The sequence below is a fragment of the Priestia flexa NBRC 15715 genome (assembly GCF_001591565.1).
Lineage (GTDB): Bacteria > Bacillota > Bacilli > Bacillales > Bacillaceae_H > Priestia > Priestia flexa.
Map to the genome: position 1 here is coordinate 15,990 of NZ_BCVD01000018.1, position 26,925 is coordinate 42,914.

Annotated in this window: 27 protein-coding genes, 2 pseudogenes and 1 riboswitch; of the genes and pseudogenes, 6 read left to right on the forward strand and 23 right to left on the reverse strand. The window is 38.3% G+C overall.

The features are described 5' to 3' along the window. Positions 1–40: 40 nt before the first annotated feature. Positions 41–222: riboswitch (cobalamin riboswitch) on the reverse strand. A gap of 202 nt (positions 223–424) precedes the next feature. From BFL01S_RS04980 to BFL01S_RS05005, 6 genes and pseudogenes are all read right to left on the reverse strand, one after another. Beyond that, positions 425–889: pseudogene (locus BFL01S_RS04980) on the reverse strand (DinB family protein). Positions 890–1,079: 190 nt separating this feature from the next. Next, the gene (locus tag BFL01S_RS04985; RefSeq protein WP_025907697.1) at positions 1,080–1,394 is read right to left on the reverse strand and encodes a thioredoxin family protein; all 315 of its coding nucleotides are present in this window, start codon (positions 1,392–1,394) and stop codon (positions 1,080–1,082) included. A 120-nt stretch (positions 1,395–1,514) separates the two neighbouring features. Next, the gene (locus BFL01S_RS04990; protein ID WP_025907696.1) at positions 1,515–2,231 is read right to left on the reverse strand and encodes an anthrax toxin lethal factor-related metalloendopeptidase; all 717 of its coding nucleotides are present in this window, start codon (positions 2,229–2,231) and stop codon (positions 1,515–1,517) included. Between the two features lie 150 nt (positions 2,232–2,381). Further along, complete coding sequence (locus tag BFL01S_RS04995) at positions 2,382–2,984, reverse strand: YpjP family protein (RefSeq protein WP_025907695.1); 603 nt, start codon at positions 2,982–2,984, stop codon at positions 2,382–2,384. A 192-nt stretch (positions 2,985–3,176) separates the two neighbouring features. Continuing rightward, on the reverse strand, positions 3,177–3,962 hold the full coding sequence (locus BFL01S_RS05000; RefSeq protein ID WP_061785038.1) for a class I SAM-dependent methyltransferase: 786 nt from the start codon (positions 3,960–3,962) through the stop codon (positions 3,177–3,179). Positions 3,963–4,074: 112 nt separating this feature from the next. Next, the gene (locus BFL01S_RS05005) at positions 4,075–4,509 is read right to left on the reverse strand and encodes a BrxA/BrxB family bacilliredoxin (RefSeq protein ID WP_061785039.1); all 435 of its coding nucleotides are present in this window, start codon (positions 4,507–4,509) and stop codon (positions 4,075–4,077) included. Positions 4,510–4,720: 211 nt separating this feature from the next. Here BFL01S_RS05005 and BFL01S_RS05010 point away from each other — a divergent pair, with 211 nt between their 5' ends. Then, positions 4,721–5,578 (forward strand): polysaccharide deacetylase family protein, encoded by an 858-nt coding sequence (locus tag BFL01S_RS05010; protein WP_035319866.1) that lies wholly within the window; start codon positions 4,721–4,723, stop codon positions 5,576–5,578. A 34-nt stretch (positions 5,579–5,612) separates the two neighbouring features. Here the strand turns inward: BFL01S_RS05010 and BFL01S_RS05015 are convergent, their stop codons facing one another. The 6 genes from BFL01S_RS05015 to BFL01S_RS05040 all read right to left on the reverse strand — a co-directional run bounded on the left by BFL01S_RS05015 (position 5,613) and on the right by BFL01S_RS05040 (position 12,350). Further along, on the reverse strand, positions 5,613–6,737 hold the full coding sequence (locus BFL01S_RS05015) for a conserved virulence factor C family protein (protein ID WP_025907692.1): 1,125 nt from the start codon (positions 6,735–6,737) through the stop codon (positions 5,613–5,615). Between the two features lie 74 nt (positions 6,738–6,811). Continuing rightward, positions 6,812–8,710, reverse strand: coding sequence for an ABC-F family ATP-binding cassette domain-containing protein (locus BFL01S_RS05020; RefSeq protein ID WP_025907691.1), 1,899 nt, complete (start codon positions 8,708–8,710; stop codon positions 6,812–6,814). Then, entirely contained in the window at positions 8,691–9,347 is a 657-nt protein-coding gene (locus tag BFL01S_RS05025) for an HD domain-containing protein (RefSeq protein WP_061785040.1), read from the reverse strand. The genes BFL01S_RS05020 and BFL01S_RS05025 overlap by 20 nt, the downstream gene beginning before the upstream one ends. A 107-nt stretch (positions 9,348–9,454) precedes the next feature. Next, the gene (locus tag BFL01S_RS05030; protein WP_025907689.1) at positions 9,455–9,931 is read right to left on the reverse strand and encodes a glutathione peroxidase; all 477 of its coding nucleotides are present in this window, start codon (positions 9,929–9,931) and stop codon (positions 9,455–9,457) included. A gap of 71 nt (positions 9,932–10,002) precedes the next feature. After that, positions 10,003–10,539: a hypothetical protein gene (locus BFL01S_RS05035; RefSeq protein ID WP_061785041.1), complete on the reverse strand. Its 537-nt coding sequence runs from the start codon at positions 10,537–10,539 to the stop codon at positions 10,003–10,005. A 122-nt stretch (positions 10,540–10,661) separates the two neighbouring features. Then, positions 10,662–12,350: a formate--tetrahydrofolate ligase gene (locus BFL01S_RS05040; protein ID WP_025907687.1), complete on the reverse strand. Its 1,689-nt coding sequence runs from the start codon at positions 12,348–12,350 to the stop codon at positions 10,662–10,664. Between the two features lie 325 nt (positions 12,351–12,675). Between BFL01S_RS05040 and metA the strand changes: the two genes are divergently transcribed. Continuing rightward, on the forward strand, positions 12,676–13,584 hold the full coding sequence (gene metA, locus BFL01S_RS05045) for a homoserine O-acetyltransferase MetA (protein ID WP_061785042.1): 909 nt from the start codon (positions 12,676–12,678) through the stop codon (positions 13,582–13,584). 51 nt (positions 13,585–13,635) lie between these two features. On the opposite strand, the gene BFL01S_RS05050 is transcribed toward metA, so the two are convergent. Further along, on the reverse strand, positions 13,636–14,685 hold the full coding sequence (locus BFL01S_RS05050; protein WP_061785043.1) for an N-acetylmuramoyl-L-alanine amidase: 1,050 nt from the start codon (positions 14,683–14,685) through the stop codon (positions 13,636–13,638). A 258-nt stretch (positions 14,686–14,943) separates the two neighbouring features. Here BFL01S_RS05050 and BFL01S_RS20640 point away from each other — a divergent pair, with 258 nt between their 5' ends. Continuing rightward, positions 14,944–15,105 (forward strand): hypothetical protein, encoded by a 162-nt coding sequence (locus tag BFL01S_RS20640; protein ID WP_169799841.1) that lies wholly within the window; start codon positions 14,944–14,946, stop codon positions 15,103–15,105. A 93-nt stretch (positions 15,106–15,198) separates the two neighbouring features. Here BFL01S_RS20640 and BFL01S_RS21365 read toward each other — a convergent pair. After that, a pseudogene (locus tag BFL01S_RS21365) lies at positions 15,199–15,396 on the reverse strand (DUF4183 domain-containing protein); the annotation flags it as partial. Positions 15,397–15,575: 179 nt separating this feature from the next. Beyond that, positions 15,576–16,253 (reverse strand): class I SAM-dependent methyltransferase, encoded by a 678-nt coding sequence (locus tag BFL01S_RS05055; RefSeq protein WP_061785044.1) that lies wholly within the window; start codon positions 16,251–16,253, stop codon positions 15,576–15,578. Between the two features lie 142 nt (positions 16,254–16,395). On the opposite strand from BFL01S_RS05055, the gene BFL01S_RS05060 reads away from it, so the two are divergent. Continuing rightward, complete coding sequence (locus tag BFL01S_RS05060; protein WP_061785045.1) at positions 16,396–16,617, forward strand: DUF3892 domain-containing protein; 222 nt, start codon at positions 16,396–16,398, stop codon at positions 16,615–16,617. A 16-nt stretch (positions 16,618–16,633) separates the two neighbouring features. After that, on the forward strand, positions 16,634–16,780 hold the full coding sequence (locus BFL01S_RS20645) for a hypothetical protein (RefSeq protein WP_167556148.1): 147 nt from the start codon (positions 16,634–16,636) through the stop codon (positions 16,778–16,780). Positions 16,781–16,820: 40 nt separating this feature from the next. On the opposite strand, the gene BFL01S_RS05065 is transcribed toward BFL01S_RS20645, so the two are convergent. The 3 genes from BFL01S_RS05065 to BFL01S_RS05075 form a co-directional block, all read right to left on the reverse strand. Next, positions 16,821–17,555, reverse strand: a complete 735-nt coding sequence (locus BFL01S_RS05065) for an alpha/beta hydrolase-fold protein (RefSeq protein ID WP_061785046.1) — start codon at positions 17,553–17,555, stop codon at positions 16,821–16,823. Between the two features lie 73 nt (positions 17,556–17,628). Beyond that, positions 17,629–18,783: an ROK family transcriptional regulator gene (locus BFL01S_RS05070; RefSeq protein ID WP_025907679.1), complete on the reverse strand. Its 1,155-nt coding sequence runs from the start codon at positions 18,781–18,783 to the stop codon at positions 17,629–17,631. 46 nt (positions 18,784–18,829) lie between these two features. Next, positions 18,830–19,381: an extracellular solute-binding protein gene (locus BFL01S_RS05075; RefSeq protein ID WP_061785047.1), complete on the reverse strand. Its 552-nt coding sequence runs from the start codon at positions 19,379–19,381 to the stop codon at positions 18,830–18,832. 221 nt (positions 19,382–19,602) lie between these two features. On the opposite strand from BFL01S_RS05075, the gene BFL01S_RS05080 reads away from it, so the two are divergent. Continuing rightward, a complete protein-coding gene (locus tag BFL01S_RS05080) occupies positions 19,603–21,333 on the forward strand; it encodes a glycoside hydrolase family 13 protein (RefSeq protein ID WP_061785048.1) in 1,731 nt (576 codons plus the stop codon). A gap of 484 nt (positions 21,334–21,817) precedes the next feature. Here BFL01S_RS05080 and BFL01S_RS05085 read toward each other — a convergent pair whose 3' ends face one another. From BFL01S_RS05085 to BFL01S_RS05105, 5 genes are all read right to left on the reverse strand, one after another. After that, positions 21,818–22,693 carry a helix-turn-helix domain-containing protein gene (locus tag BFL01S_RS05085; RefSeq protein WP_061785049.1) on the reverse strand — a complete coding sequence of 292 codons (876 nt, stop codon included), beginning with the start codon at positions 22,691–22,693 and terminating at the stop codon, positions 21,818–21,820. Positions 22,694–22,955: 262 nt separating this feature from the next. After that, entirely contained in the window at positions 22,956–24,047 is a 1,092-nt protein-coding gene (gene ribD / locus BFL01S_RS05090; RefSeq protein ID WP_025907675.1) for a bifunctional diaminohydroxyphosphoribosylaminopyrimidine deaminase/5-amino-6-(5-phosphoribosylamino)uracil reductase RibD, read from the reverse strand. Then, positions 24,044–24,787: a GTP cyclohydrolase II gene (locus BFL01S_RS05095; protein WP_061785050.1), complete on the reverse strand. Its 744-nt coding sequence runs from the start codon at positions 24,785–24,787 to the stop codon at positions 24,044–24,046. The genes ribD and BFL01S_RS05095 overlap by 4 nt, the downstream gene beginning before the upstream one ends. 283 nt (positions 24,788–25,070) lie before the next feature. After that, on the reverse strand, positions 25,071–26,279 hold the full coding sequence (locus tag BFL01S_RS05100; protein WP_061785051.1) for an MFS transporter: 1,209 nt from the start codon (positions 26,277–26,279) through the stop codon (positions 25,071–25,073). A 200-nt stretch (positions 26,280–26,479) separates the two neighbouring features. Further along, positions 26,480–26,845 carry a DUF3221 domain-containing protein gene (locus BFL01S_RS05105; RefSeq protein ID WP_025907672.1) on the reverse strand — a complete coding sequence of 122 codons (366 nt, stop codon included), beginning with the start codon at positions 26,843–26,845 and terminating at the stop codon, positions 26,480–26,482. Positions 26,846–26,925 lie beyond the last annotated feature (80 nt).

The window sequence follows — 26,925 nt, forward strand, 5'->3', positions numbered from 1 at the left end:
TATGTACGTCAAATACCCTGCTTCCCCTCTCCTCGAAGGTTTCACAGTTGACAATAAGGCAGGTCTCCTGACTTACGTATATGATGTACTAAGCCTTCCCACTTTTCAAACAGTGGCATCTTTAGACATCTAACGTTTACAGTGGCGGGACCGCGTTGGACTTGCACCAAACTTCCCTTTTCACTCAATGTTAAAATTGAGACCTTATTGCTTCACGATTATTCACCTGTCTTAGTATAACGCACTCCATTCAAAATGGAAATAGAAAATCGACATAACTTTCATACATTTTAGGTCAGAAGTTCTAGCAAAGTAATAGTAAGATATAAACATTTTTGCTATTGTATCATTATGATAGGCTGAAAATTTAGGGGTAAGTCTTTGGAGTCTGTGAAAAGACTCTTTTTTTATAGCCTAATTACTTTTAAACAGGAGGGTTTTCCACGCCTACACCAACCCATCCTTCTTTGGTGGGACCGTATACACCAAAAGGTTCAATTCCAGCTTGACGCATAAGTACCGTAACTTGTCCACGGTGATGAATAATATGTTTGATCAATCCCATTAAAATTTGAGCATTCGTCTCTTGTCGACCAAAGGCTGTTTGAACTTCTTTTAACGTTTCATCTGTCCACTGCTGGTTAATAGCTTTCGCTGCTTGTAAGCTAATTCTATTGAAAACTCCAGCAATCTCTTTAGCGGAAGAGGGTACATGTTCAGCATTTGCTAGCTAATCTATCTCCAACCCAAAATGAGCCAAATAGTCTGGAATATTTGTTGTAAAGTGCCACACAATTCTTCCTAGAGTACGACCTTCTGTATAAACTTTTTGAGTTAGCATGGCTTCGCGGTTCCACTCTTTAATAAAATCTTCTACTGTTATGTACATTCAAAACCCCTCCATATTACCATGTATTCCCACATTTAAATTATAAAACGTACGTTCGTGTTCTACAAGCTTGTTTTTATCTAATAAAGTGTTTAAAGACAAGAAAGACTCTAAAAAAATAAGAGCGGGACGTTTAGCAAAACTCTATACAAAAAAGCTACTTGCTTATGTAAACAAGTAGCTAATCAACTTAGATTGAACTTAAAAACTCACGCACTGCTTCAGGTGTTTTTGCATTTGCACTATGAAGATGTGCAATTTTCTCACCATTTTTATAAACAAGAAGAGACGGAATTCCCATTACATTGTTTGCTGCAGAAAGTTCTTCAAACTCATCTTTATCCACTTCAAACCAAGCTTTATCTTGGTTTTCTTCAATAATTTCACCAATAAACATATCAAGGCGTTTACAGTCTGGACACCATGTTGTTGTGAAGATACCAACGCTTAGCTCTTCTCTTTTGATTTGTTCATGAAACTGCTTTTCCTCTGTAATCTTTTTCATTACTAAATCCTCCAATACCAAACTTCATACAATTATGTTCGTGTTTAACAATCTTTGTCAAATCACTCATTTCTATTATAACGAATTCATTTCGATTTATCATATTACTTGCTTGGCACCTTAAAAGTTCCGTCCACCAATCACTTCTTCTAAGTAACGAGCTGTTTTCGGAGCATTTTCTTTCAAATAAGTACGCGTAAACGAATTTGCATAATACATTGCAAATACTTCAGCAAAGTATTCTTCTGGGTAGTTTAAAAAGTAATGTTGATTTGGAAATAATATTTGTTTCTCTTCGTTCCAAACCGTTAAAAATTTCTCTTTATGACGGAGGTTGTGTAAAATATGACGATCAACCGTGTGAGCAATCTCGTGAAGCTCTAGATTGACCGAACCGTGCCCTTGCCCTTTTTTGCTGTGACCAATTTTTACGTAAACCGTTTTTGAACCTCCCGCCCCAGGGACGTCGTCCCACACTTTACTCGAAAGCTCATAGCCTCTTGGTACTTTTCCTTTTAAAAATAAAAAACCTGGCTCATCGGTTAGCTGGCCATTAAACAACTTTATATTAATTTCTTTTTGAGCCATTTCTTTTAAGAGCGGGGACGGTATGCGACTAATATAGTGCAAGCTAGTCATTACTTCTTGTTCGTTATAGTTGTCTTTTGGGATGTAAACTATTTCATTTAGATAGCGAGAAATGTATGATTGGTTGCTTGTTTCCATTCCAATATCCACATTTTTTAATAGCGTATAATTTCTTTCAAACGAAGAATACGTTATTGCTGGACCCATGCCAAGCAATAACATGCAAACAAATAAGATTCTCTTTTTCACCTGCTGTTCCTCCCCTAGCTTTATGCTATCACATAAAGCTAGGGAGACTCCCAAGCAAATCTTGGCATCTACTCTTCTCATACAACCTATCAGCAGAGATAAATAAAAAAACTAGATTTATCAAAATCTAGTTTTAGTCACTGAACCTGATTACGACATCCATTTTGGAGGCATATTACGGTTCCAATAAATTTTCCCTAACGTATAGTGTTTTTGAAAATTATCTTCTGCTTTATGATAATGGAAGTTAAACCAATACCCATCTTTTGGAGGGTTCTCTCGCCGCACATGAAAGCGAATTAAATCTTGCCCAGACTGCAGGTCATAAACGTGAAAAATTTTCTCTCCGTAACCCGAAGCTGGATGCTCACTTATCTCTAGGTTTGTAATATCTTGTTCTCTTTCTGTGCCAATATCAGTAAGGACTTTTTCAATCTCTGGTAGGACAGCCCCTCGAAACTCCTCTTCAATAACAGGGCCAATTTTCGTTCCAAACTTTTCAACGGACTGTTTCTCTGCTTGGTCCATTGCATATGCAACAAATGAATCAACATCTTCAAACTTAAAGTGGATAGAGGGAAGCTCAGCATCTTCAAACGTGGTTGTGGAAGGCACAACATCACGTATATAGCCTGATTTATGCTGCTTGTCGGCTTTCGCGTCATCAACGTATAAATACTCAGGTGGCGTGACAAGCCCAAATGTAAATACCGTAATTAATACAACGAGCATTCTTTTCAACCATCTAGGCATCTTTATCGATCCTTTCAATTCTTCTTTCATTCAACTATTTTTAATATAGTGTGTATTGTATCATATTTCAATTTTTTTCACCTTTTTTTTAAAACTTTTTTCTTACTTAAAAAATATAGTTAAAAAATTTTTTTATACTGCTTTTAGTTTCCCTCTACCTCTTTTATAGTGAATATAAACCATATTTTTATTTTATCTACCTTCCTTTATCTCAATAACACCGTAATGAAAAGCGGCGGTTTTACGCTTATACACATGAAATTGATGCTCATGAAAACGCGTGCTTTTGTAATGATCTTTAAGCACAACACGCTCCCTTGCAACTCGCTTTGCCTGCGTCATAACTTGCTCCGTTAGCGGTGTGTATAAAGCAAGTTGCTTTAACCCTTGAATTCCGTTAGAGTCAGCAAGGTTTGCTTCAAACATGGGATCAAAATAGACAATATCAAATGAATTATCTTCACAGCAATGAAGATATGTTTCGAATGTTTGGTGCACGACAGAGATTCTGTTCATCGCTTCATCTATTTCACGAATACCACTTTTCCACGTTTTTAAGCCTTGCTTTAATAAATACGCCATAAAACGATTTCCTTCTAATCCCTTTACTAGCCCTCTTTCTCCGACGGCAAGGCTGGCAATAATACTATCGGAAGCAAGTCCTAGCGTGCAGTCTAATACGCTCATACCAGTTGTTAATTTTGCGGCTTGAATAAACGGGTCTTGTTCACCTTTTAATAACCGCTTTGCCCGAAACATCGCTGAGTTTGGATGAAAGAAAAATGGTTCTTCTGCTTCTTGGATATGTAGTTCCATTCTCTCTTTTCCAACAACTAAAAGATCTGATTTTTCTTTTTTCTGCAACGTTTTCACAGATGTTTTTGCTCGAGCAACGTATGGAATGTGCAAATCATTTGCTACGCTTTTAGCAAATCTAATCATCTCTTCATCCGTTCTCCCAGCTGTCGTTACAATCATTGATTTTACTCCTTTCCACCTAAGCTACATTATTTGCGCAGAAGAAAAAGGATGCCTGAAGACATCCTTTTCGCGTCTTACATTATTCACCTACTTCGTAGCACGCTATAAATTAGCAGTGCTTGTTAAAACCGTCTAAAACATTTTCAAAAATGGCTTCTAATGATTGACCTTCAATTTCGTGACGTGGAATGAAGTGAACAACTTCTTTTCCTTTTAATAGAGCCATTGATGGAGAAGATGGTTCAATATCACCAAAATATTCTCTCATCTTTGCTGTTGCTTCTTTGTCTTGGCCAGCAAATACAGTAACCGCTTGATTCGGTTTATTTTCAGCATGTAAAAATGCTTGTGTTGCCGCAGGGCGAGCTAACCCAGCAGCGCATCCGCATACGGAATTCACAACAACAAACGTTGTACCCTCTGCATTTTCCATAAATTCTGTTACCGCTTCTTCTGTTGTAAGCTCTTTATACCCAGCACGAGTTAACTCTTCACGCATCGGCTTAACAAGCTGACGCATATATTCTTCATATGCCATTGACATCGTAATCTTCCTCCTTACAATGATTCATCCACACATCATACTACAAATGCCAGGAAAAATCTAGCTAGAGCTCGGTTCAGTACCACATAAATTGAGAAGAAACAGCAATTACTAAAATTCGTTCAATTTTTGCCGTATTTTACTATTATTCTTCCATTTTTTATACTATAGTTATAGGTAGAAGTTTATACATAGAAAGGATTTTTTTCAATTGAAACCGGCTTTACAGAAATCAAAACAATTTTACATTGGAATTAGCTTAGTACTACTCATTTTTCTTTTATTGGTGGCAATTGGCAAGTATACGAATGCACAAACAATGAGTGCAGCAGCAAAAGAACCCTTGGCTTACACACCAATGCCACAAAAAGAAAACGGTGTAAACTATGCAGGCAAGACGTTAAACACATTACATCACAGCGCGTATTTAGCAAATACGCTAAACGATCGCAACGAACCGCTTACTAAACCAATTTTTATTACGTTTGATGACGGACCTAACAATGATACTCCAAAAATCTTAGATACTCTAAGAGACTACAACGTCAAAGCAACGTTCTTTTTATTAAAGAATCAAATTGACCGATATCCTGACATCGCTAAGCGCATTGTTGCTGAAGGGCATAGCGTCGGATGTCATGGAGTTTCACATGATATTCATCAGATGTACGGGCAAGATGGCGCTGCTTTAAACGAAATGACAACGTGCTTAAAAGCTCTTAAGGACGTGACTGGCGTTGATAGCAAGCTCATCCGCGTACCTTTTGGTAGCGTGCCGTACTTAAAGGAACCGCATAGAACACAGCTGACTTCTCGTTACCAGCTGTGGGACTGGAATATTGACAGTGAGGATTGGGCGCTACGCTCTGCGCCAAAAATCATTCAATCCATTGAGCCACACATTGAACACGTGAATGCAAGCGAACAAACACCGGTTATCTTATTTCACGATAAGCCTTTTACGGCACAGTCTTTGCCGACTATATTAACCTATTTACATTCTAATCATTATCAATCTATGACGATTAATAATACAATGAAACCATTGCAGTTTCCTTTTCACACATAAAAAAAGAGCATTCATCTGAATGCTCTTTTTTCTCTTACCCTTTACGACTTTCCGTCATTTGTTTCCAAACGGATCCTTTTGCTTCTTCTCCGCCTGCAATTCGTTCAATTGCTAGTTTAATTTGTAAATCAACCTCAAACTCTGGATCGTTTTCCGCTGCTTTTAAGGCTGACAAAGCTGTTTCGTCTCCTACTTCGTATAAAAACATTGCTGCTCTCCAGCGCACAAGCTTACTTTTATCTTGTAGCGCTTCACACATCGCCGCAATCCCTTCTTCAAACCCTAAATCTGACATACAGTCTCCTGCAGTACGACGAACCGTTACAGATTTATCTTTTAAAGCTTTATATAAGAATGGAAGGACTTCTTTCGATTCAATCATTCCAAGATAGACCGTTGCTAAGCGGCGGATGGATGCTTTTTCATCATCAAGCGCTTTGTTCAAAACGGGTAAATCCTCTTCTGTTGGATTCATTTGCTCTAAATGAGCATAACGAACTGTCCAATCTTCCTCATCTAACATTTCTTCTGTTACTTTATATGCTTCGCGTGGCTTTACAACTTGCTCTCCACTTTCCTCTTGCTTTGCAAGTTGGACAAGTCGATTCAAACGCTCCTCAGGATAAGCTGCTGATAATTCCTCTACAACATCTTCTCCAATTGCTTCTAGTTCACCGTAGCGAACTCCTTGCTCTTTCCATTTACGCTCCAATACAACGTTTGATGCAAATTGCTGAACTTCAGCAACCGCTTTTGCAAAACGATCTGGAAGCCCAAATCGCTTCTCTTCTGTTCCATCCGTTAACTTTACTTGCATAGGGACATTTTTAAACAGTTGAACAGCTACGCTCACTTCCCCGTAGTGCTCATTAATCTGCTGGTTTTCAGTCTCATCCTGTATGTCTTCTCCAAAAGCTGCGCGAACCTGAGGTAAAATTTGTTTCCAATCATATTTTGCATTACGCTCAACTGCCAAAAAATCAGCGACGTGATATACGCCTTTTACGCCTTCAACCTTCATGATTTCTTGAATAACCGCTGGGGCTTCATGACTATTATCTTTATGGTAGTTGTTGCTTTTTCCTCCAGGCAACACTTCATTTAAATTGATCTTCATTGTATTCGGACTTGGTGTGGGTTCAATAGATTTAATCTTCATACACTCATACTCCTCAATTTCATTTTTTTACATTGTAACATGCTCAAAAACAGAGGGTCTAATCACCTGCTTTTTTACGCATTTTCAATTTCTTCAATTAGTTCCGAAAGCTCCGTCCAGCGTTCTAGCAGCTCATTTAAATCATCGTTTGCTTGCTCTTGTTCCATCGATAAGGTATGGGCTTTGGAGTAATCACTTCCAGCTCGTTCAATTTCAGCTGTTAAGCGTTCAATCTCCTCTTCTTTGGCTGCAATTTTATCTTCAATTTCATCCCATTCTTTTTGCTCTTTATATGATAAGCGACGCTTTTTCTGCTTTTCTTGTACTCTAGGCTTTTCTTCTTTCACTTTGGTCTCTTGCACTTGTTTTTGCTTTTGACGTCTTGCTTCTTCCAGCTGATCCGTATAAGCACCGTAATAGGTTGAAATGACGCCGTCTCCTTCAAAGACCAACAAGTAGTCAGCGACTTTATCTAAGAAATAGCGATCATGTGAAACAGTAATAACAACGCCTGGAAATTCCTCTAGATAATCTTCTAGAACCGTTAACGTTTGTGTATCTAAATCATTGGTTGGCTCATCTAACAGCAACACGTTCGGTGAGGTCATTAAAAGCTTCAATAAATAAAGGCGACGACGTTCTCCACCTGAAAGCTTTCGAATAGGCGTTCCGTGTGTATGAGAAGGAAATAAAAAACGTTCAAGCATTTGCGAAGCTGAAATTACTTTTCCATCCGTCGTTTGGACGATTTCAGCTGACTCTTTGATATAATCTAGCATTCGTTTATTTAAGTCCATATCGTCACTTTCTTGCGTATAGTACGCAATTTTAACAGTTTGCCCACGATCAACCTCTCCGCTATCAGGTCCAATACGACCAGCAAGCATGTTTAAAAGCGTTGACTTCCCGCTTCCATTTTTACCGACAATCCCAATCCGATCTCCTTTTTTCACAATGTGAGTGAAATCGTTCAAGAGCATCTTACCTTCAAATGCTTTTGACACTTCTTTTAGTTCAACAACTTTTTTCCCTAAACGACTGCCTGCTAAACTTATATCCAGTCCCTCTTTTTCAGTACTTCCTACTTTTCCTTCAAGTTCTTCAAATCGTTGAATGCGCGCCTTTTGCTTCGTTGTTCGCGCCTTGGCACCACGTCGAATCCAAGCTAATTCATTACGGTATAAATTACTTAACTTGGATTGCGTTGCTTTTTCTTGCTCTTCACGAAGTGCTTTCCCTTCCAAAAACGCTCCATAATTTCCTTTGTAGCTGTATAAATTACCACCATCTAATTCAAAGATGCGATTCGTAACGGCGTCTAAGAAGTAACGATCATGCGTTACGAGTAAAACGGCACCTTGATACTTCGCTAAATATTCTTCTAGCCATTTTACCGTTTCATAGTCCAAGTGGTTTGTCGGTTCATCTAAAATTAAAAGATCCGGCGTTTGAATTAAGCTTTGAGCAATGGAAACACGTTTTTTCTGACCACCAGATAATGCCCCAATTTTCTCTTGCATATTGGTAATACCAAGCTTCGTTAGAACGGCTTGGGCACTAGAGTTCGCTTCCCATGCGTTCATTGCATCCATCTTTTGCTGAAGATCATATAAATTCTGCTGCGCTTTTTCACTCGAAGCATCTTGCTGGAGCTCGTACAGCGCAAGCTCATATTGCTTTAATAACTGAAGAAGCGGCGTATCACCGCTGAAGACCTGCTCTAGCACCGTAAGTTCAGGATTAAAATCCGGGTGTTGAGGCATATACGTAATGCGGTAATCCTTCGCGTGCATGACTTCGCCACCATCGGCTATTTCCAGTCCTGCAATAATTTTTAGCAATGTTGACTTTCCTGTACCGTTGACACCAATTAAGCCAATTCGTTCATTTTCAGTAATGGTAAAGGTTAAATGATTAAATAAGTTCTTTTCCCCATACGTTTTTGTTAATTCTTCAATCGTAATCATTTTCATTGTTATAATTCCACTCTTTCTTAAATTGTGCTAAAAAGCCAAGCATATAGTCATGACGTTCCTTTGCAATTGCTTTAGCTGTGTATGTATTCATTCCTTCGTACAACTTCAGTAGCTTTTCATAAAAATGGGCAACAGCCGTTGACTTTCCATTTCGATATTCTTGTTCCGACATCACGTCTCGAATCTCAATTGAAGGATTGTATAAAGGTGTTCCTTTAGCTCCTGCATACATAAATGTTCGCGCGATACCCACTGCTCCAATTGCATCCAAACGATCCGCATCTTGCACAACTTCTCCTTCTAACGTCGTCATGTCCGGACGGTTTCCACCTTTAAAAGACACTGTTTTTAAAATATGTATAATATGATGACAATCCTTTTCGCTAATCCCGTGAACAATCAGCCACTCTTCTACTTCTTTGTAAGCTTTATTAACATCAACCACTAGTTTATCATCTACAACATCATGAAATAAAGCAGCCAGTTCGACTACCTGTTTATTTCCACCTTCTTTTTCACATAGAATCATAGCTAAATTGCGCACGCGATTAATATGCTGCCAGTCGTGGCCCGTAGTGTCATGTGCGAGCTTCTCTTTCACAAATGCTTCTGCTTCTTTTATCGTTCGCTTCATCTTAGCCTCCTTATGAAACGCATTTATTCAATTCATTTTACCACAAAGAAGCTCAGGGTGTTTGAGTAACAAAAAAGCAGATGAACACTACGCTCACCTGCTTTGCCTTATATTAATTCTTCAATGTCTTTCTTTATATCTTTTGGTGAAGTTTGTGGCGCATAGCGCTTAATTACTTCTCCTTGACGGTTCACAAGAAATTTAGTGAAGTTCCATTTAATTGTTTTAGATCCAAACACACCGGGCGCCTCTTCAGCTAAGTATGTAAATAGAGGGTGTGCATGTTCGCCTTTCACGTCCACTTTATCAAACATCGGAAAAGATACTCCGTAATTAAGTTCACAAAACTGTTCAATATCACCTGCGCTACCCGGCTCTTGACCACCAAACTGGTTACAAGGGAATCCAAGAATCTCTACACCTTGGTCCTTCATCTCTTCATAAAGTGCTTGAAGCTCTTTATATTGCGGAGTAAATCCACACTTACTTGCTGTATTAACAATGACCAAAACTTTATCTTCGTATTGGGAAAGCGACACTTGTTCACCTTTAATCGTTTTTGCAGAATACTTATAAACTGACATGCATTCGACCTCCATTTAGTAAAGTATCGTTCATACCTTTATTGTAATGTATGAGATGTCGTTTCAACAATTTATAAGCGCTTATCATGTGCTTGCTGGTCATAATAATTTTTCAACTGGTCCATTGTTTGGAGCATATAGTCAATCATCTCAATTAAATCGGCCACTTGGTCTTCATAAATAAAGCGGTTAAACATCACTTTTACTTCATTTTCATATTCGTCAGTGTCAACTTCATGAATCACTCGTTGTTCAATTACGCGATTCTCTCCCCAAACTCTTTCACACAGCGTGCGAATTTCATTGCAGTCTTCAATCGTATAAGCAACAGCTTGCTTAATATAAAAAGCAATAAATACCGTACAGCCTGGCTTTTCCTGACGAGACGGAGTTAACTCAGCATGGATGCTATCTAAATCCGTTGAAAGAGCCAAGGTTGCCGTACAGCACGAATGCTGCTGAAATGAAATACGATACGTCCTCGTAAACCGAGCTAAGTCCATTAAGTCTTCACGATTTACAACCGATACTTGCCCCGATAAATCTAAGTCGTATATTTCCCCTTCCACAACCACTTTTAAATTATCAAATACAATTGGATCAAACATCGTTCCACTACTTTCTTTACAATAAAATAATTTATCCTTTACTTGTTCTAACCATTTCCTGTGATAACATACGCTCTTTGGAAAAAATAAGAAAAAGACGATGCACCCATCGCCTTTTCCTATTAAAAGATTCCTACTGCTTGTCCGTTCTCGTCGACGTCCATATTTAGCGCTGCTGGTCTTTTCGGGAGGCCAGGCATCGTCATAATTGAACCTGTTAAAGCAACTAGAAAACCCGCACCGATCGATGGCTTAAACTCACGAATTGTGATGCGGAAGTTTTCAGGTCTTCCTAATAGTTCTTGATCATCACTTAGTGAATACTGTGTTTTCGCCATACAAATCGGTAAGTACGACCATCCGTATTGTTCAAACTGGGCGATTTGCTTGTGGGCTTTTGGAGAGAAATCTACGCCACTCGCTCCGTACACTACTTTTGCAATCGTTTCTACTTTTTCTTCAACTGTCGCTGATAAATCATAAATCGGTGCAAAGTTTGACTCTTCTGTTTTCATGATTTGGAGAAGTTCTTTTGCTAAATCAATACCGCCAGCTCCACCTTTTTCCCACACTTCTGTGAGGGCTACTTTTACGCTGTTTTCTTCACACCAGCTCATAATCGTTTCAATTTCTCCTGTACTATCCGTAACGAAACGATTCACTGCCACGACGCACGGAACTCCAAATGCGCGAATTGTTTCAATATGCTTTTCTAAATTCTTCATGCCTTCTTGTAGCGCTTCAATATTTTCCTTACTTAACTCAGTTTTTGGAACGCCTCCGTGCATTTTCAATGCGCGGACGGTTGCAACAAGCACAACGGCTTCAGGCTTAATATCTGCCATTCGTGCTTTAATATTTAAGAACTTTTCTGCTCCTAAATCAGCTCCAAATCCTGCTTCTGTCACAACATAGTCACCTAATTTAGCCGCCATCTTCGTTGCAATCACGCTGTTGCACCCATGGGCAATATTAGCAAATGGACCGCCATGAATAAGAGCTGGCGTATGCTCTAACGTCTGGACGAGATTAGGCTTAATCGCATCTTTTAAGAGAAGGGTCAGTGCTCCTTCCGAGTTTAAATCAGCGACCGTTACTGGCTCATTTTGATATGTATAACCAACTACAATGCGAGCTAATCGTTTTTTCAAATCTTGAACGCTTGTTGCCAAACAAAAAATGGCCATAATTTCTGATGCTACTGTAATATCGAAGCCATCTTCTCTTGGTACACCTTGAACTGGACCACCAAGCCCGACTACTACTTGACGAAGTGCACGATCATTTAAATCAACGACGCGCTTCCATGTTACTTTACGCGTATCAATTCCTAGCTCGTTACCTTGGTGAATATGATTGTCAATAATAGCTGATAGCGCATTGTTTGCTGTTGTAATGGCATGAAGGTCTCCCGTAAAATGAAGGTTGATGTCCTCCATCGGCACAACCTGAGCATAGCCACCTCCAGCTGCTCCTCCTTTAATTCCCATGACTGGACCTAAAGAAGGCTCACGCATGGCGATAATTGCTTTTTCATTCAGCTGTTGAAGGGCTTGTGCCAGTCCTACAGTTACCGTAGACTTCCCTTCACCCGCAGGGGTCGGATTAATGGCCGTCACCAAAATAACCTTGCCATCCTTTTGGTCTTTTAAGCGTTCCATAATGTCCAATGAAAGCTTTCCTTTATAATGGCCGTATGGCTCGAGCTCCTCTTCTAAAACACTTAGCTGAGCTGCAATATCCTTAATCGGTTTCATCTTTGCTTCTTGAGCGATTTGTAAATCACTTTTCACTTGTTTCTTGGTTGTCATGTTATCCTTCTCCTTTTTCATACAAATGAATGCACGCTCTTTTTACCATTAAAAGAACCTTATTTATGTATATTAGTCTTATCTAAGTATTATCTAGCACTTACTGTTGATATTGTATCATTTTTGGCTTAAATTACGAATAAGAAACTCTACTTTTTCGAAAATTCAGTTGATTAATATTCTGTATATTCATATAATAGTGTATTGTATATAGAAATGAAAATCGTCTTTGAAAAAACCATTCAAGAGATAAAAAAATCTGTGCGCTCACTATATATAGTGATTGATTGCACGTTATATTACGAAAAAACAGGAGGAAGTTTTATTGCCTATTAACATCCCGCGTGATCTACCAGCAAAAGAAATTTTAGAAAAAGAACGTATTTTTATCATGGATGATGTCCGGGCATTTAATCAAGAAATTCGCCCTTTAAATATTGCGATTTTAAATTTAATGCCTGAAAAAGAAAAAACTGAAACACAGCTGCTTCGTCTGCTGGGTAACTCACCGTTACAGGTACATATTACGCTTCTGCACCCAGCAACCCATGAAGCGAAGACAACGAGTAAAAATCATTTGGAGCAGTTTTACAAAACCTTTAAGCAAATTAAACACCAAAAGTTTGATGGCATGATCATCACCGGTGCACCAATTGAACATATTCCATTTGAAGATGTGAATTACTGGTCGGAGCTCACTGAGATTATGGATTGGTGTAAAACAAACGTTACGTCAACGATGCATATCTGTTGGGGAGCTCAAGCTGGGTTATATCATCATTTTAACATTGATAAAAGACCGCTTGACGAAAAATGTACAGGTGTGTTCACACATACTTCTCTTCAAGAGCCTATTAAGCTTCTGCGAGGGTTTGATGATCTCTTTTTCTCCCCTCATTCACGCAATACAGATGTGGACTTAAATGAAGTGAAAACTCACCCCGATCTAACGTTGCTATCACACTCAGAAGAAGCAGGTGTCTACTTAGTCATGTCAAAGGATGAAAAGTTCATTTTCGTAACAGGTCATCCTGAATATGATGTTCAGACGCTACAAGATGAGTTTATGCGGGACAAAACAAAAGGAATGGATGCAAAGTTGCCTGAGCACTATTTTCCAAATGATGATCCAACCCGTGCTCCGCTCAAAACGTGGCGCTCGCACGCAAATCTATTATTCATGAACTGGTTAAACTATTATGTTTACCAAGAAACGCCTTATGAGTGGAAATGAAAGAACCTGGTCACAAACAAAGCGGACTCTCTCTAGAGTCCGCTTATTTCTTTAAAATAATGCACGCCACGTATTTATACCAATGATTCCATCTACGGAAAGGCCTTTGCTACGCTGAAATGCTTTTACTGCACTTAACGTGTTGGTGCCAAAAATGCCGTCAATAGTGCCTGGATTATGGCCAGAAATATAAAGAGCGGCTTGTGCAATCCATGTTAAATTTCCACGAGCCCCTTGTACAATATTTACAACGGCATTCCTTGTATTACTCCCATAAATACCATCTACGGCTAAGCGAGCATTAAACTGCGTGTTCAGCTCAGACTGTAGACCTTTAATAAGCGCTGCTTTTGTATTAGGTCCATAAATGCCGTCTACAGCAATGCCTGTTTTATAGCGAGAATTTAACGTTTGTTGAATGGTACGAATAACAGTATCTCCCGAAGTTGAAGGTGGCGGAGCTGAAGGCTTTGGTGGTGTTGGCTGCGGTTTTGCAGGTGCTTTTGGCGGCGTTGAAACTGGTGTTGGTGTTGGCGTAGGTGTAGCCCCTGATTTTGCAGGCAACCTTAAAAAAGTTGCCATTCCTTTTGCATAGGCATAGGCTATATTCTGTAAAAACGATTCGTTTTTAAGCAAAGTCGCATCTGCAGCTCGGTCAATAAAAGCAATTTCAGTTAGAACAGCCGGCATATTTGTACGACGAAGCACGGCATAAGAGGCTGTTTTTTTCCCTCGGTTTGGATGGTTGTAACCGCCTATTACTTTCTTTACTTCACCATGTACTGCATTTCGCAACGAAACAGAGCTAACTCTTCGACCCGTATAAATATAATCTTCGTATCCTGTTCCACCTCCAGCGTTCACGTGAATAGACATAAATGCGTCTGCTCCCCATGCGTTTGCCCGACTTGCTCTTTCACTTAGTGACAAAAACACATCCGTTGTACGCGTAGTGCGAATGGTAAACCCCGTATATTGATCATTAAAAAATTGAATCATGTATTGCTGAAGTTTTAATACTAAATTTTTTTCAAGCAGCCCACTTGACACGGCCCCTGAATCGTGACCACCATGTCCTGCATCAAGATAAATTTTTTTCATATCGCTTGTCTCCTCCCTATATTTAAATTATGCTGCATTCGCTTATAGCGACACGTACAGAAACCCACTTCAACTATTTTCTAAAAAAAGGAACGTAACCCGAGGTTTAATTTATGTAAATACAGAGTAAATACTATATAAAGAGACTTTTAACAGAATGATGTTAAATGAATCTGTTAATGATAAGCTGTATAGCTGTTTTATCAGCTCCTCATTCTACCTCAGAAGTCTTTACTGAAACGTTAGGGAGTTTTTAAAATGATTACAAAAAAAGAAGCGTTTCTATTTCATCATGAGTTAAATCGGCTGCTGGCAGATTATCGTAATTGTTCAAATTCAAGCATTCGAGATGAGATTTACAAAGATATTCTGTTAATAACGAACGTCATCCACGAGTTTAAAGAAAAAAGCTTGCATTAGATACAGAGATTGACTCTTTCCTTTTATATAGTTGAACACACATCAAAAAGGGAGTAACATTTGTTACTCCTTCTTTGGTGTACTGCATATTCCTTACGTACTAATGGTTGTATCAACATCTAAGTTTGTGATGGAAGTAGACGTTGAGGTCACGTCTGCGAAATCATCAAGCTCTAATACCACTGGAACACCAAGGGGTACAGGTGCACTGATTGTTACCTGCGCAGGAGTAATAACGCTTAATCCTGCTTGTTGGAGTACTCCGTTGATATAAACGTTATATACATTATCTGCTGCGGGTGTAGGTAGTGCTGCAACGGGATCTCCATTATCATCTAAAAAGGAAGCAACGGGAAATGAGGTCGACTTTCTTTCGTGAGTTCATGTCTTTTTTGCTCCACGTTCATCCCTCTTTAATCTGACAGTCTTACTTCATTGGTATGTTGAGCTACATTTGGTTTATGTGTTTTTTACATTTTTTTCAATATAAACAACCATAAAAAGCTTAATGACTGCTTCAACTCAGAAGACAATGGTACAAGTGTTTCTTGGTTTACTCCTTTTTTATATACACCTTCACCATCTATAATCTCCCAACCATTTTCAAAAGCAAGCTGTTGAAACTCCCACGGCATCATCGTATTACAAATGACGTTCTCTCCGTACAGACGACGATAGCTATTGGTCCTTGGTTGTGCTGTTGGTCCTAATATTCCTACACATGCATGACCTCCAGACTTCACCACTCGTTTGATTTCATTTAATGCTACTAACGGCTGTTCTGTCCATTCGAGGACATTAATGACGACTACAGCATCTGCTAAATCATCATCAAAAGGAAGATCCATAACGTCTGCTGCTTTAAATGTCGCAACGTGCTCATGCAATTCTTTTGCTTTTTCAACCATCTCTGTTGATAAATCGACTCCAAGTGCTTTGTACCCCGCTTGTGCTAACAGCCTCGTTCCGTACCCATCTCCACATCCAATATCTATGACGGTACCATCTTTCTTAACATGCTGTTGAACTAAAGGGATAACTCCTTTTCTACTCCCGTTTTTCCACATATTTTCACTTTTTTGATTCCAGAATGAAACTTTTTGATTCCACTGTGAATGTGCTTCCTGATGCCAGTTAAATGTTGTCATGTATGTACCTCCTACTTTAATTTATTGTTATGTTATTCGTGACAAAAGCTTCTTTACCTTTTAAAAGGAATAAAACTCTACAGTTTAGCCATGATAAAAATGTGTAGGTTTCTTCATAATCATAACTAAGAAGGTGAAAAACATGGATCAATTTGTTGCCGTTCGCAAAGATGATAAAGGAAACTTAACTGAATTTAAAACACAAAGTGGTCAGATACTGAACTACGAGGAAGCCATGAAGCGTGTCGCCTCCGGTGAAATTGAACACGTTACGACGTTTATTGGAAAAGACGGCGATACATATATTCGCAGCGTACCTGACCATGATAAAACAAACAACTTAGATTCGTTACCAACTTTTTAAAAGGAGAATGATGATTATGACAAAGAAAAACAATAAAGGTAGTGCAAATCAAAGCAACCCAAAAACTCAGCATCAAATGGTTGAAATGGGCGAAGAAATTACGAGCGGAGATAATTCAAAAGGAAATAAGCGTAACAAAGATCAAAATAGCAAAACAAATTAATAGGACATAAAAAGCAAGGATCCAAACGGACCCTTGCTTTTTACAACCACCTTTTTACCGTGAACTTTTTATGAAGTGGATGTGTAATCATTATACAATGATGAATCGGAGCACCATAATCGTCAACTTCTCCTTTGCCATCATCTAAGTAAAGACGAAAACCCAATCCAGTATCAATAGGTAGTATAAACCGATTATAGAAATGGTGAGAATCCACCTTCTTAAGAGGTAAATCGGCGTAAATCCTTAATGCATCTAACAATGCATCTTTGCTGTTCACTTGAATGGAAACGGGCACTCTATCAGATAGGTAATCTACGATTTCAATTTCTTTTGAGCTTACTATTCCTTCACTCTGAAACTGAACAACGGTTTTGCCCACAGACTTAGGGATAATCGTTCCATCTTTCGCAATTGAAACGATGCGTTCATTCTCAACTTGATATTCTCCTTTCGGTTGAATGCAAGCAAGAGCTGGAGGGACTTGCACACTATATTCATTCGCTCGCTCTTCTTTCATATTTTCAATTCCAACAATAATAATTTCTTGCATTTTCCCCTGCTCAACAAGTCTATTTACCACATGATGAACGTTCCATAATTGGCGGTTGAAGGCTGGATGAAAAATATTTTGACCATCATGCATATAGAGCACAGGATACGTGGTATTTTGTGCTTGTTTATAGCTAGGTGGTAAATAAACATACCAATTACGTTCGTTCTGCAAATGAATAGATTTAAAATTTGAAATTTCAACAATTGAATGATCACTCAAACTAATTCACTCTTTATATTAATTCATTAAATTAAATAATATATTTAAAAGAAAAGAGCGCTTTTCACACCCTTTATACTTGTTTTTGATACACGCTATACCATAACGCTAAGCTACCGGCACCAATAATCTCGACATATTCTCCAAGTTCGGATGAAATAACTTCTACTTCCTCCTTACGAGCTAAGAAAGATCGCTCATTCACTTCCTGTTTAATAATTGACGTTAGATCAACGCCAGCAAGGGTTAATGGACCAGACACAACAATTTTTTTAAGGTGAACCATATTCACAAACGAAGCCAGAACGACCGCTATTCGCTCAGCTGCTTTTTCAACAACGCGCCTAGCTTTACCTTCTTGATTGGCTACTCGCTGTAGCACTTCTTGGATATCTTGTGCCTGTAGTTCTTCTACAATGGCTTGCTCTGATGCATATTGATTGAGACAGCCGCTGCTTCCGCACCAACATGGCTTTCCATCTGGCAGGTATGTCATATGGCCGAACTCACCTGCTCCTGTTAACCCACTGCGATATAATTCGCTTTTCAACACTAAGCTTGCTCCGATACGATATCCAAGGTACAAACACATAAAATCAGCAACTTGCTTTCCTTGTCCAAACATCTTTTCTGCTAAAGTTAAGGCACTTACGTTATTATCAAAATAAATAGGAAGCTTTAACTTCTGCTTTAGATATTGCACAATGGGCACATCAGGCCAACCAATTATATCGTTTCCTAAAAGCTTACCTTCTTTCAAATCAACTGCTCCCAATGAGCCGATCCCGATGCTCGCTACGTCTACTTCTTGCGCATTAATATACTCACTAATTCTACGTGCCACAAACTCTAAATACTCTTCCAGGTTAAAATCTGCTGGAACAGGAACCACTTGAATATTACGCGTCTCTCCTTTTAGGTTTACTAACCCCACTCGGATTGTCTCCATACTAATGTGAACTCCAACTGCCCAATAAGCATCGCCTTGTAAATCCAACGCGATGGATTTTCGCCCTACTCGCTTTGTTCCTTCTTGAACATCTCCGCGCTCAATGATAAAGCCTTCCTGGATCAATTCAGCTGTAATATAAGTAATTGTTGCTGGTGTTAGCTGTGTAATCTCAGCAATTTTCTGTCTCGACATCGGTCCGTTTTGCAGCAAAACTCTGAGTACCAATGACTGATTTAACTGTTTTGTTCGCGCTGTATTTTGACCTTTTAATACCATATCTCTCTATCTCCTATTACATCTTTGTATTTACTGGTATTTTTTATTATACCATGCACGCATTGAAATAATAGCGCCACTTTCCCTTCTGAAAAAGCGCTTCTAAGGTAGAGCCACCATTTTCACCAATAATAGCTTTTGGAAACAAGTTTTCGTTGTACCATTTTGAGATATAGCTGACCCCATCTATCGCCCCATCACTATGTAGTCCAATATCAGTTGGATCTAGCGATTGCTTCTCTTGTTTAAACACATAGCTTCCCATACCGCTCAATACAGCATTGGCAAAATAAAAATTATCCCATGGAGCCAAGAAACCGTATTGCCCTGCGTTTTGATTAGATTTTGAAATTTCGTAAAGTTCATTCATCGTTTTGGGCGCCTTCTTCATAAGGTCTTTATTATATAGAAAAATAGGTGTTTCAATAGCTTTTGGTAGTCCGTAAAGTTTCCCAGCATAAGATTCTGCTCGGATTGATTGTTCTGTAAATGCCGATACAGTTGATGACTCTACTGTCACGGGTGCAATGACACCTTCTAGTGCTAGCTGACCAATTTGATCATGAGGTAAAGCTGCAATGATTTTCTTTATCTTCATAATAAAACCCCCTACCCAACAATTAATTAATTATTTTAATTAATTTATTTATGGTTCATCATTATAATCCGGTTTTCTATTATTGTAAGCACTTACACCATCTTTTTTAAAATAAAACTCTTATGTTTTTCTATTGACACATTATTAAAATACTCATAATATAAGATTCAATCAATATTAATTAAACAAATTAATAAATTAAATTTGAAAGGATGTTTCTAATGCTTCGTTCTTCTATTTATCATCGACCGAAAAATAATTTTGCGTATGCGTACGATGAAGAAACTCTACATATCCGATTGCAGGCTCAAAAAGGAGATCTCCAAGATGTGACTCTTATTCATGGTGACCCTTACATATGGGAAAACGGTGAATGGATTTATTCAACAAGTTCTATGAAGCTTGTAGGTTCTGATGACTTGTTCGATTATTGGCAGGCTATCATTCGTCCTCCACATGCTCGCTTACGATACGGATTTATTTGCAACGATGGAAAAGAATCTTTAACGTATACGGAAAGAGGATTTTTTGAAGATGTTCCTACCCATTGTCACTACTATTTTGCTTTTCCATTTTTAAATAAAATAGATGTTTTCTCCCCTCCTTCATGGGTAAAAGACACGGTTTGGTATCAAATTTTTCCTGAGCGTTTTGGGAATGGAAATCCAAAGTTAAACCCAACGAACACCTTATCATGGGGAGAAACACCTACTCAAAGCAGCTTTTTTGGTGGCGATTTTGAAGGGGTCATTAATCATCTCGATCACCTTATTGAACTAGGAATTAACGGCATTTATTTCACACCTATTTTTAAAGCAATGACCAACCATAAATACGATACAATTGATTATTTTGAAATTGATCCACATTTTGGAGATAAAGAGACATTTAAGCGACTTGTAGACGAATGTCACAAACGCGATATTAAAATCATGCTTGACGCCGTCTTCAATCATAGCGGCTACTATTTTGAACCGTTTCAAGACGTTATTAAATACGGTGAAAGCTCGAAATACAAGGATTGGTTTCACATTGCCAAATTCCCGCTTAATCCAGGAAACCAGCTATCTTATCGTACGTTTTCCTTTGAGCCAACCATGCCAAAGTTAAATACAGAAAATAAAGATGTGCAAAATTATTTACTAGAAGTAGCAGAGTATTGGATTCGAGAATTTGATATTGACGGATGGAGATTAGATGTAGCGAATGAAGTAGATCACCATTTTTGGCGATTGTTCCGCAACCGAGTAAAAGCAATTAAACCGGACGCATATATCCTAGGTGAAATTTGGCATGATGCAATGCCTTGGCTGCAGGGAGATCAATTTGATGCTGTGATGAATTACCGCTTTACAAACGCAGCGATTGACTTTTTTGCAAAAAAACAAACTACCGTAGAGCAATTCCAAAACGAACTGGTTCACGTGTTGCAATCTTATCCGCAGCACGTAAACGAGGTTGCTTTTAACCTGTTAGGTAGCCACGATACAGCGCGAATTTTAACCGTATGTGAAGAAGATACAAATCGTTTAAAGCTGCTTTATTTGTTCCAACTTTCCTTCACTGGAACACCTTGTATTTATTACGGTGACGAAATTGGCATGACAGGTGGAGATGACCCCTTATGCCGTAAGTGTATGGAATGGGATGAAAACAAACAGGACCTTGAATTATTTCATTTTGTTCAAAAACTTATTTCACTTCGTCAACAAAGCCCAGCTTTCTCCAAGGGAGAATTCTCGTTCCATGCTATAAATGAGTCTCTTGTAAGCTATCGCAAAACGCTTGGTGATGAAGAGCTACTCATTATCATTAATCCAACAAACCGTTCATTAAAGGTTAAATTTCCTACTTCATTTGCTGACAGCATTGATTTATGGACAAATAAGCACGTATCAAACGATTTGATGTTAAACGAAAATGAATTTGTGATTATGCGTAAAATGAAATAACCGAAATGGCCATGATGATAGTCATGGCCATTTCAGTTATTTCATTTTAACTTTTATAGACTTCACCTTAATTAACGAGAACAACAAAAAACAAGCCCAACCAAGAACAGGTTGGGCTTAATTCATACATTTATTTCATAGAGGGGGTCTACTGAAAAAAGCTCTACAGCGGACTTATTATTGTGATATTGAGAAAATCGTTATAATCAATGTTGGTTCGGTAACCCTAAAGTTGTTACTTGACTTTCCTGAGTTACTGCACCAACTGATGCTACACCTGCCACCAATGTAAATGCTAATGTTAATCCTACTAATAATTTTTTCATAGATATTTCCTCCCCTTATTGTGATTAATGTTAGTGTAGCATAAGATTTTTTTTCGTGAATTTGATGATATGGGCGAATATACCTGTTTAAACGGGCTTATTCTTCTAATTCGCCTTATTTTCTCAATAATTATAATAATAGGAATATTTTTGTTTTTTCATACGAAAAGTTCATTAATTTCACTTTTCACTAACTCCGTGAACTTTTCATTCCTTTGTAACTGGAAGATATGGACGGATTTCTCTAAGTATTCTTTCCCTTGCTTAACTCTTCCAAGCTTTATTAAGTTTTCACCAGTTTGGTAGTGAAGTTCACCAAATAAATACATGGACTCATTGGTTATGCAAAGATCGATTCCTCTACTGCTGTAGGTAATCGACTCTTCGTACTGTTTCATATCAGCTAATGTTTTCGATAATCCATATAAAATACGAACCTTCAGCATCTCTTGACGAATTTGTGGAAGTGCCGTTATATGCTTTAGCGCTTGTCTATATAGTTCTTCTGCATTTTCATATTCTTTTTCTTCATGATAAATGATAGCTACGCTGTTTAAAATCTCAATTTCTTTTTCTTTATAAAACGTCTTCGACTGCTTGGTATAGTCAATCGCTTCGTATAAAAGACTGAATGCTTTCTCTTTTTGCTTATGCAAGTAATACGTACAAATTCCTTCATGCCACGTTAAAAACTGCTTATTTAGCGTTGGTTGAAACAATGGACTTTCTTTTTCCTTCTTTATAATATGGTCAATCGCCTCATAGTCTCTTTGGCGAATATATTGACGGATAAGTGATTTTACTGCATCCACATAATCTAATCGGGGAGACTCAACTGTATCAAAAAAATAGTTTACATCTACGCCCAAACGCTTTGATAGCTTATACAGCGTAATGCTAGAAGGATACTCTTCACCATTTTCAATTTTGCTAATCTGCGCTTGGGTACAAATATCTTTTGCTAATTCTTGTTGAGTTAGCTCCGCCATTTTTCGAAGTTCTCTCATGACACGCCCAATTCTGTACTCTCTCATCTCATTCCTCACCCTTATATAAAATTTCAACCAATAGTATGTGTTTCTCTTTTTCTTAAGCAAATTCCTTTATCTAAAGACATAAAATCCGCTTTCCAAGACGTTTATAGGTCCTTGTATCAAAATAAACGATAAAACACAATATAAGTTTCGCAAATTTCACAAAATAAGCTACTGACTGTCGAAACCATACATAAAAAACCTGCATCTTAGCTGTTAGAATACGCCTAACAGCTAAGATGCAGGTTATAAGAGCCAGCTTTTATTCATAGATTGGATACGCGCTAAATTTATAATCTCTGCCCAGTTGTGTTACGGTAACATGCTCAAACTCTAGTGCGTCTGACATTTTCTCAGCACCCTTTCCTTCCACAAAAGTAGGGGCATCTTCACCTCCAGCAATCTTTGGTGCCACGTAAAGCTCGAGCTTATTAATTAGCTGTTGTTCAATAAAGGATGCGTTCACTTGTCCTCCACCTTCAATTAAAAGAGAAGAAACCGAATGCTCACCCACTATTTCAAGCATTTGAGATAAGTTCACATGCTTTTCACCGCTTGTGACAAAGACTTTTACACCTTGTTCTTCAAGAGATTTTCTTTTTCTATCATCATAATTACTCGTTGTAAAAATCCACGTTGGCGCTTGTTTATCCGTCACTACTTTTGCGTCCAGCGGCGTTCTTAGCTTTGAATCCAACACGATGCGAATTGGATTGCGACCACCTTCAAGACGAGTTGTTAATGATGGATTATCTTCAATAACTGTTTGAACCCCGACTAGAATTGCACCTGTTTCGTGACGAAGTTGATGAACATCTTTTCTAGCATCTTCTGACGTAATCCATTTGCTGTGAGAAGACGCCGTTGCAATTTTGCCATCTAGCGTAATGGCAGATTTTAAAATAACAAACGGCTTTTTTACCGTAATGAAGTGATTAAACACCTCGTTCATTTGACGAGATGCTTCTTCACATATCCCCACTTCAACTTCAATGCCCGCATTCTTTAAAATACTTACTCCTCGTCCTGCCACAAGTGGGTTTGGGTCAAGCGTAGCAATGACGACTTTTGACACTTCTGCTCGAACAAGCGCTTCTGCGCAAGGACCGGTGCGACCATGGTGGGAACACGGTTCTAACGTAACATATGCCGTGCTTCCCTTTGCTAACTCACCGGCCATATTTAAAGCATGAATTTCAGCATGAGGACCCCCCGCTTTTAAATGCGTACCAATTCCTACAATGCGGTTATCATTTACAATCACGCATCCAACAAGTGGATTAGGGTCCGTTTGCCCTTTTGTAGCCTTTGCATTTTGAATTGCAATGTTCATGTAAAATTCGTGACTAATCAAACCAGTACCTCCTCACCTAAGTGACCGGAGCGCTGCACTTTTGTTTGAAGATATTTTTCATTAAACTCTGATACGTCTCCCCAAAGTGGAATACGGCCAGATAATGAAGCACCGTTCTCTTCTAATGCCGTAAGCTTTTTTGGGTTATTTGTAATTAAAATAACCGGCTTTCTACGAATCTGCTTTAGCACGCTGATTGCTTCTTTATATTGACGAGTATCATCAGCGAACCCTAACTCTTCGTTCGCTTCAACCGTATCAAACCCATTTTCTTGAAGCACGTAAGCCATGGCTTTACTAAATAAGCCAATTCCTCTTCCTTCATGATTTGCTAAATAAAATAAGGCACCCGCTCCGTTTTCTGTAATCATCTTCATGGATTGTTTCAACTGGAATCCGCAGTCGCAACGCTTGCTTCCAAAAATATCACCTGTATGACAAATACTGTGCATGCGAATTAATGCTTGATCCGCTTCTTTAAAGTCTCCATATACAAGTACGCTAGACTGCTGTAAATCAGCTAAATTAGCAGAATTCATCTGTTCAACTAGCTCTTCTAAGCTAAGTTCTCCTTGTTCCACATCATCCGAACGTAACCAAGAATACCATTGAAAGATTTTAGTTTCTCCTTCTAAGTTAACCGGTAAACGAATTGGTCCTACAACGTATATATAATGATCTTGATTATTAATGACATTTACTTTATCTTTTAGTGCATCTATCACTTTTTCATTTAACATATTGGTTCCTCCTGACAATCACATTACATTCTTATTTTAAACTAATTAATGTCATCCTTCCAATTTGGATGCTTTACATTCCATTTGGTTACTTTTTGTAAGTTAATTTAATTATAAAAGTTACATTTATATTTGTAAATCATTTTATCTCAAAGTAAATAATTTGAACACTATTTATTACGCGTCAATGTGCTATATATAATTTTACAAGGGTAAGGAAACGAAAGAAAAGCACAGCGAATAATTTCTTCACTGTGCTTTTTTAAGCTTTTTCACCAATTTTTTATTTATTTACTATCTGTTTTTCCAACGCTACCCTAGAGGTAACTTTCGAATAGCGACCGTGCAGAGCATAATAAACTACAAGTGCCATCACACCAATAATAGCACACACACCGTACATTCCTTGATAACCAATTGAACCAGAGACAACCGCTAATACAGAGGATCCCACTCCCAATCCTGAATCAAATAAAACAAAGAACGTAGCTGTGGCAACTCCACGACGCTGCGGTGGTGATACTTTTATTGCAATAGATTGTAAGCTTGATGTTAACGTTCCAAACCCAATTCCAATCAAGCCACCAGCTAGTAGGAAAGTCGTCCCTGAAGACGCTTGACTGATAAGAAATACACCGATTGTAAACAGTAGAATGGCTGGATAAACAACGAAGTTCTCACCATAGCGGTCAAACCATTTTCCTGTAAATGGACGAGACAATAATAAACAAACCGCATACACAACAAAGAAATAGCTTGCTACGCTTGTGAAGTTCATCTCGTTAGCAAAGACAGACACAAACGAAATAATGCTTGCGTACGCAAATGAAAGCACAAAGCCAGCTAATGCAATCGGAAGTGCTTTGAATTCAAATAGGCTTGCTAGGAAAGATGCCTTCACTTCTGTAGAGTTTTTCACTATTTTTAGCGTTGGAACTTTTAGTACCAAGCTACATAATAACCCTAACACTGATGCTACAATTGCTACTGTAAAAACGGCTGAATGCCCAGATACTTCGATTAGTGTTAATCCCATAAACGGTCCAATTACCATCGCTAGGTTCATAAATGTAGCAAAGTAGCCCATTCCTTCTCCACGACGATCATCAGGAATAACGTTTGCTACAATTCCCCCAGTAGCTGTTGTTGCCATTCCGAACCCAATTCCGTGCAATACGCGAAGCAGCAGCAAACTTGAAAGTGAATTGATTTGACTATATAAAACCGAACCAATTAAAAAAAGCACCGCTCCAATGACTAGAATTCTCTTTTGACCAAAGGTAATCATCCATTTTCCAGAGAGCGGGCGAAAAATAATAGCTGAAATTAAAAACACTGTAACAATAAGTCCTAAACTGCCTTTATCTGCTTGTAAAATGTCTGTAGCATATAAAGGAAGCGTAACTGTCATCATATAAAAAACAACAAAAATAAAAAAGCTCGTCATCGAGACGGCTACAAAATCTTTCGTCCATAGCTTTGACTTACTCATTTCATTCCTTCCTTTCCTTTAAACAATTATCATGTTAATTTCCATAAAAATAATTAGTATACAAATTATATGAACTAAAACTATTATAGTGATAATTTCCTTTTATGTCAATTCACTTTTTGGTATCCTCACTTCTGTTTCCAGCTTCTCACAAAACAGCCAGGCAAAGCGGATCACGTGCTTTCCACTTTACCTGGCTGTTAATTACCTTCTTTAATCACTTGAATTTCTTCCGCATTCCCTTTTGCTGGGACTGTGTACTTGACGCTTTCACCTTTCTTTAACCATGCTTTCACTAGTTGACCTTTTTTGTAGGTAACAGATGAATCAGGCACCTTTAAGTAAATAGGCTGAATGGTATCATCACCTAATACTTCGTTTGTCGTATAATTAAGCGCTACGTCCCTAGGAATGACGTTCGCAACTAAAATTTCATCCTCTTTCACTTCCATGATGCGACCTTGGATTACGTACCCTTTGTTATCTTCACTTTGCTGACTTGAGCACCCTATTAAAATCATAATAAAGCTTATTAACCCTATGAATGCAAGAACCTGTTTTTTCATCGTTTTTATCTACTCCTATTTTAAGGCTCTTTTTATTATAACGTGTTTTTTACCCTTTTTTCCAATTAATCAAAGAGTTT

Bases quoted from the DNA above. Each gene is read 5' to 3' on its own strand.
- BFL01S_RS04985 (WP_025907697.1), bottom strand. From the start codon at position 1,394: ATGAAAAAGATTACAGAGGAAAAGCAGTTTCATGAACAAATCAAAAGA.
- BFL01S_RS04995 (WP_025907695.1), bottom strand. From the start codon at position 2,984: ATGCCTAGATGGTTGAAAAGAATGCTCGTTGTATTAATTACGGTATTT.
- BFL01S_RS05035 (WP_061785041.1), bottom strand. From the start codon at position 10,539: ATGTTTGATCCAATTGTATTTGATAATTTAAAAGTGGTTGTGGAAGGG.
- BFL01S_RS05060 (WP_061785045.1), top strand. From the start codon at position 16,396: ATGGATCAATTTGTTGCCGTTCGCAAAGATGATAAAGGAAACTTAACT.
- BFL01S_RS05070 (WP_025907679.1), bottom strand. From the start codon at position 18,783: ATGGTATTAAAAGGTCAAAATACAGCGCGAACAAAACAGTTAAATCAG.
- BFL01S_RS05040 (WP_025907687.1), bottom strand. From the start codon at position 12,350: ATGACAACCAAGAAACAAGTGAAAAGTGATTTACAAATCGCTCAAGAA.
- BFL01S_RS05050 (WP_061785043.1), bottom strand. From the start codon at position 14,685: ATGAAAAAAATTTATCTTGATGCAGGACATGGTGGTCACGATTCAGGG.
- BFL01S_RS05005 (WP_061785039.1), bottom strand. From the start codon at position 4,509: ATGTCAATGGCATATGAAGAATATATGCGTCAGCTTGTTAAGCCGATG.
- BFL01S_RS20640 (WP_169799841.1), top strand. From the start codon at position 14,944: ATGATTACAAAAAAAGAAGCGTTTCTATTTCATCATGAGTTAAATCGG.
- BFL01S_RS20645 (WP_167556148.1), top strand. From the start codon at position 16,634: ATGACAAAGAAAAACAATAAAGGTAGTGCAAATCAAAGCAACCCAAAA.
- BFL01S_RS05030 (WP_025907689.1), bottom strand. From the start codon at position 9,931: ATGTCAGTTTATAAGTATTCTGCAAAAACGATTAAAGGTGAACAAGTG.
- BFL01S_RS05025 (WP_061785040.1), bottom strand. From the start codon at position 9,347: ATGAAGCGAACGATAAAAGAAGCAGAAGCATTTGTGAAAGAGAAGCTC.
- BFL01S_RS05000 (WP_061785038.1), bottom strand. From the start codon at position 3,962: ATGATTGTAACGACAGCTGGGAGAACGGATGAAGAGATGATTAGATTT.
- BFL01S_RS05075 (WP_061785047.1), bottom strand. From the start codon at position 19,381: ATGAAGATAAAGAAAATCATTGCAGCTTTACCTCATGATCAAATTGGT.
- BFL01S_RS05105 (WP_025907672.1), bottom strand. From the start codon at position 26,845: ATGAAAAAACAGGTTCTTGCATTCATAGGGTTAATAAGCTTTATTATG.
- BFL01S_RS05020 (WP_025907691.1), bottom strand. From the start codon at position 8,710: ATGAAAATGATTACGATTGAAGAATTAACAAAAACGTATGGGGAAAAG.
- BFL01S_RS05055 (WP_061785044.1), bottom strand. From the start codon at position 16,253: ATGACAACATTTAACTGGCATCAGGAAGCACATTCACAGTGGAATCAA.
- BFL01S_RS05015 (WP_025907692.1), bottom strand. From the start codon at position 6,737: ATGAAGATTAAATCTATTGAACCCACACCAAGTCCGAATACAATGAAG.
- BFL01S_RS05095 (WP_061785050.1), bottom strand. From the start codon at position 24,787: ATGTTAAATGAAAAAGTGATAGATGCACTAAAAGATAAAGTAAATGTC.
- BFL01S_RS05080 (WP_061785048.1), top strand. From the start codon at position 19,603: ATGCTTCGTTCTTCTATTTATCATCGACCGAAAAATAATTTTGCGTAT.
- BFL01S_RS05100 (WP_061785051.1), bottom strand. From the start codon at position 26,279: ATGAGTAAGTCAAAGCTATGGACGAAAGATTTTGTAGCCGTCTCGATG.
- BFL01S_RS05085 (WP_061785049.1), bottom strand. From the start codon at position 22,693: ATGAGAGAGTACAGAATTGGGCGTGTCATGAGAGAACTTCGAAAAATG.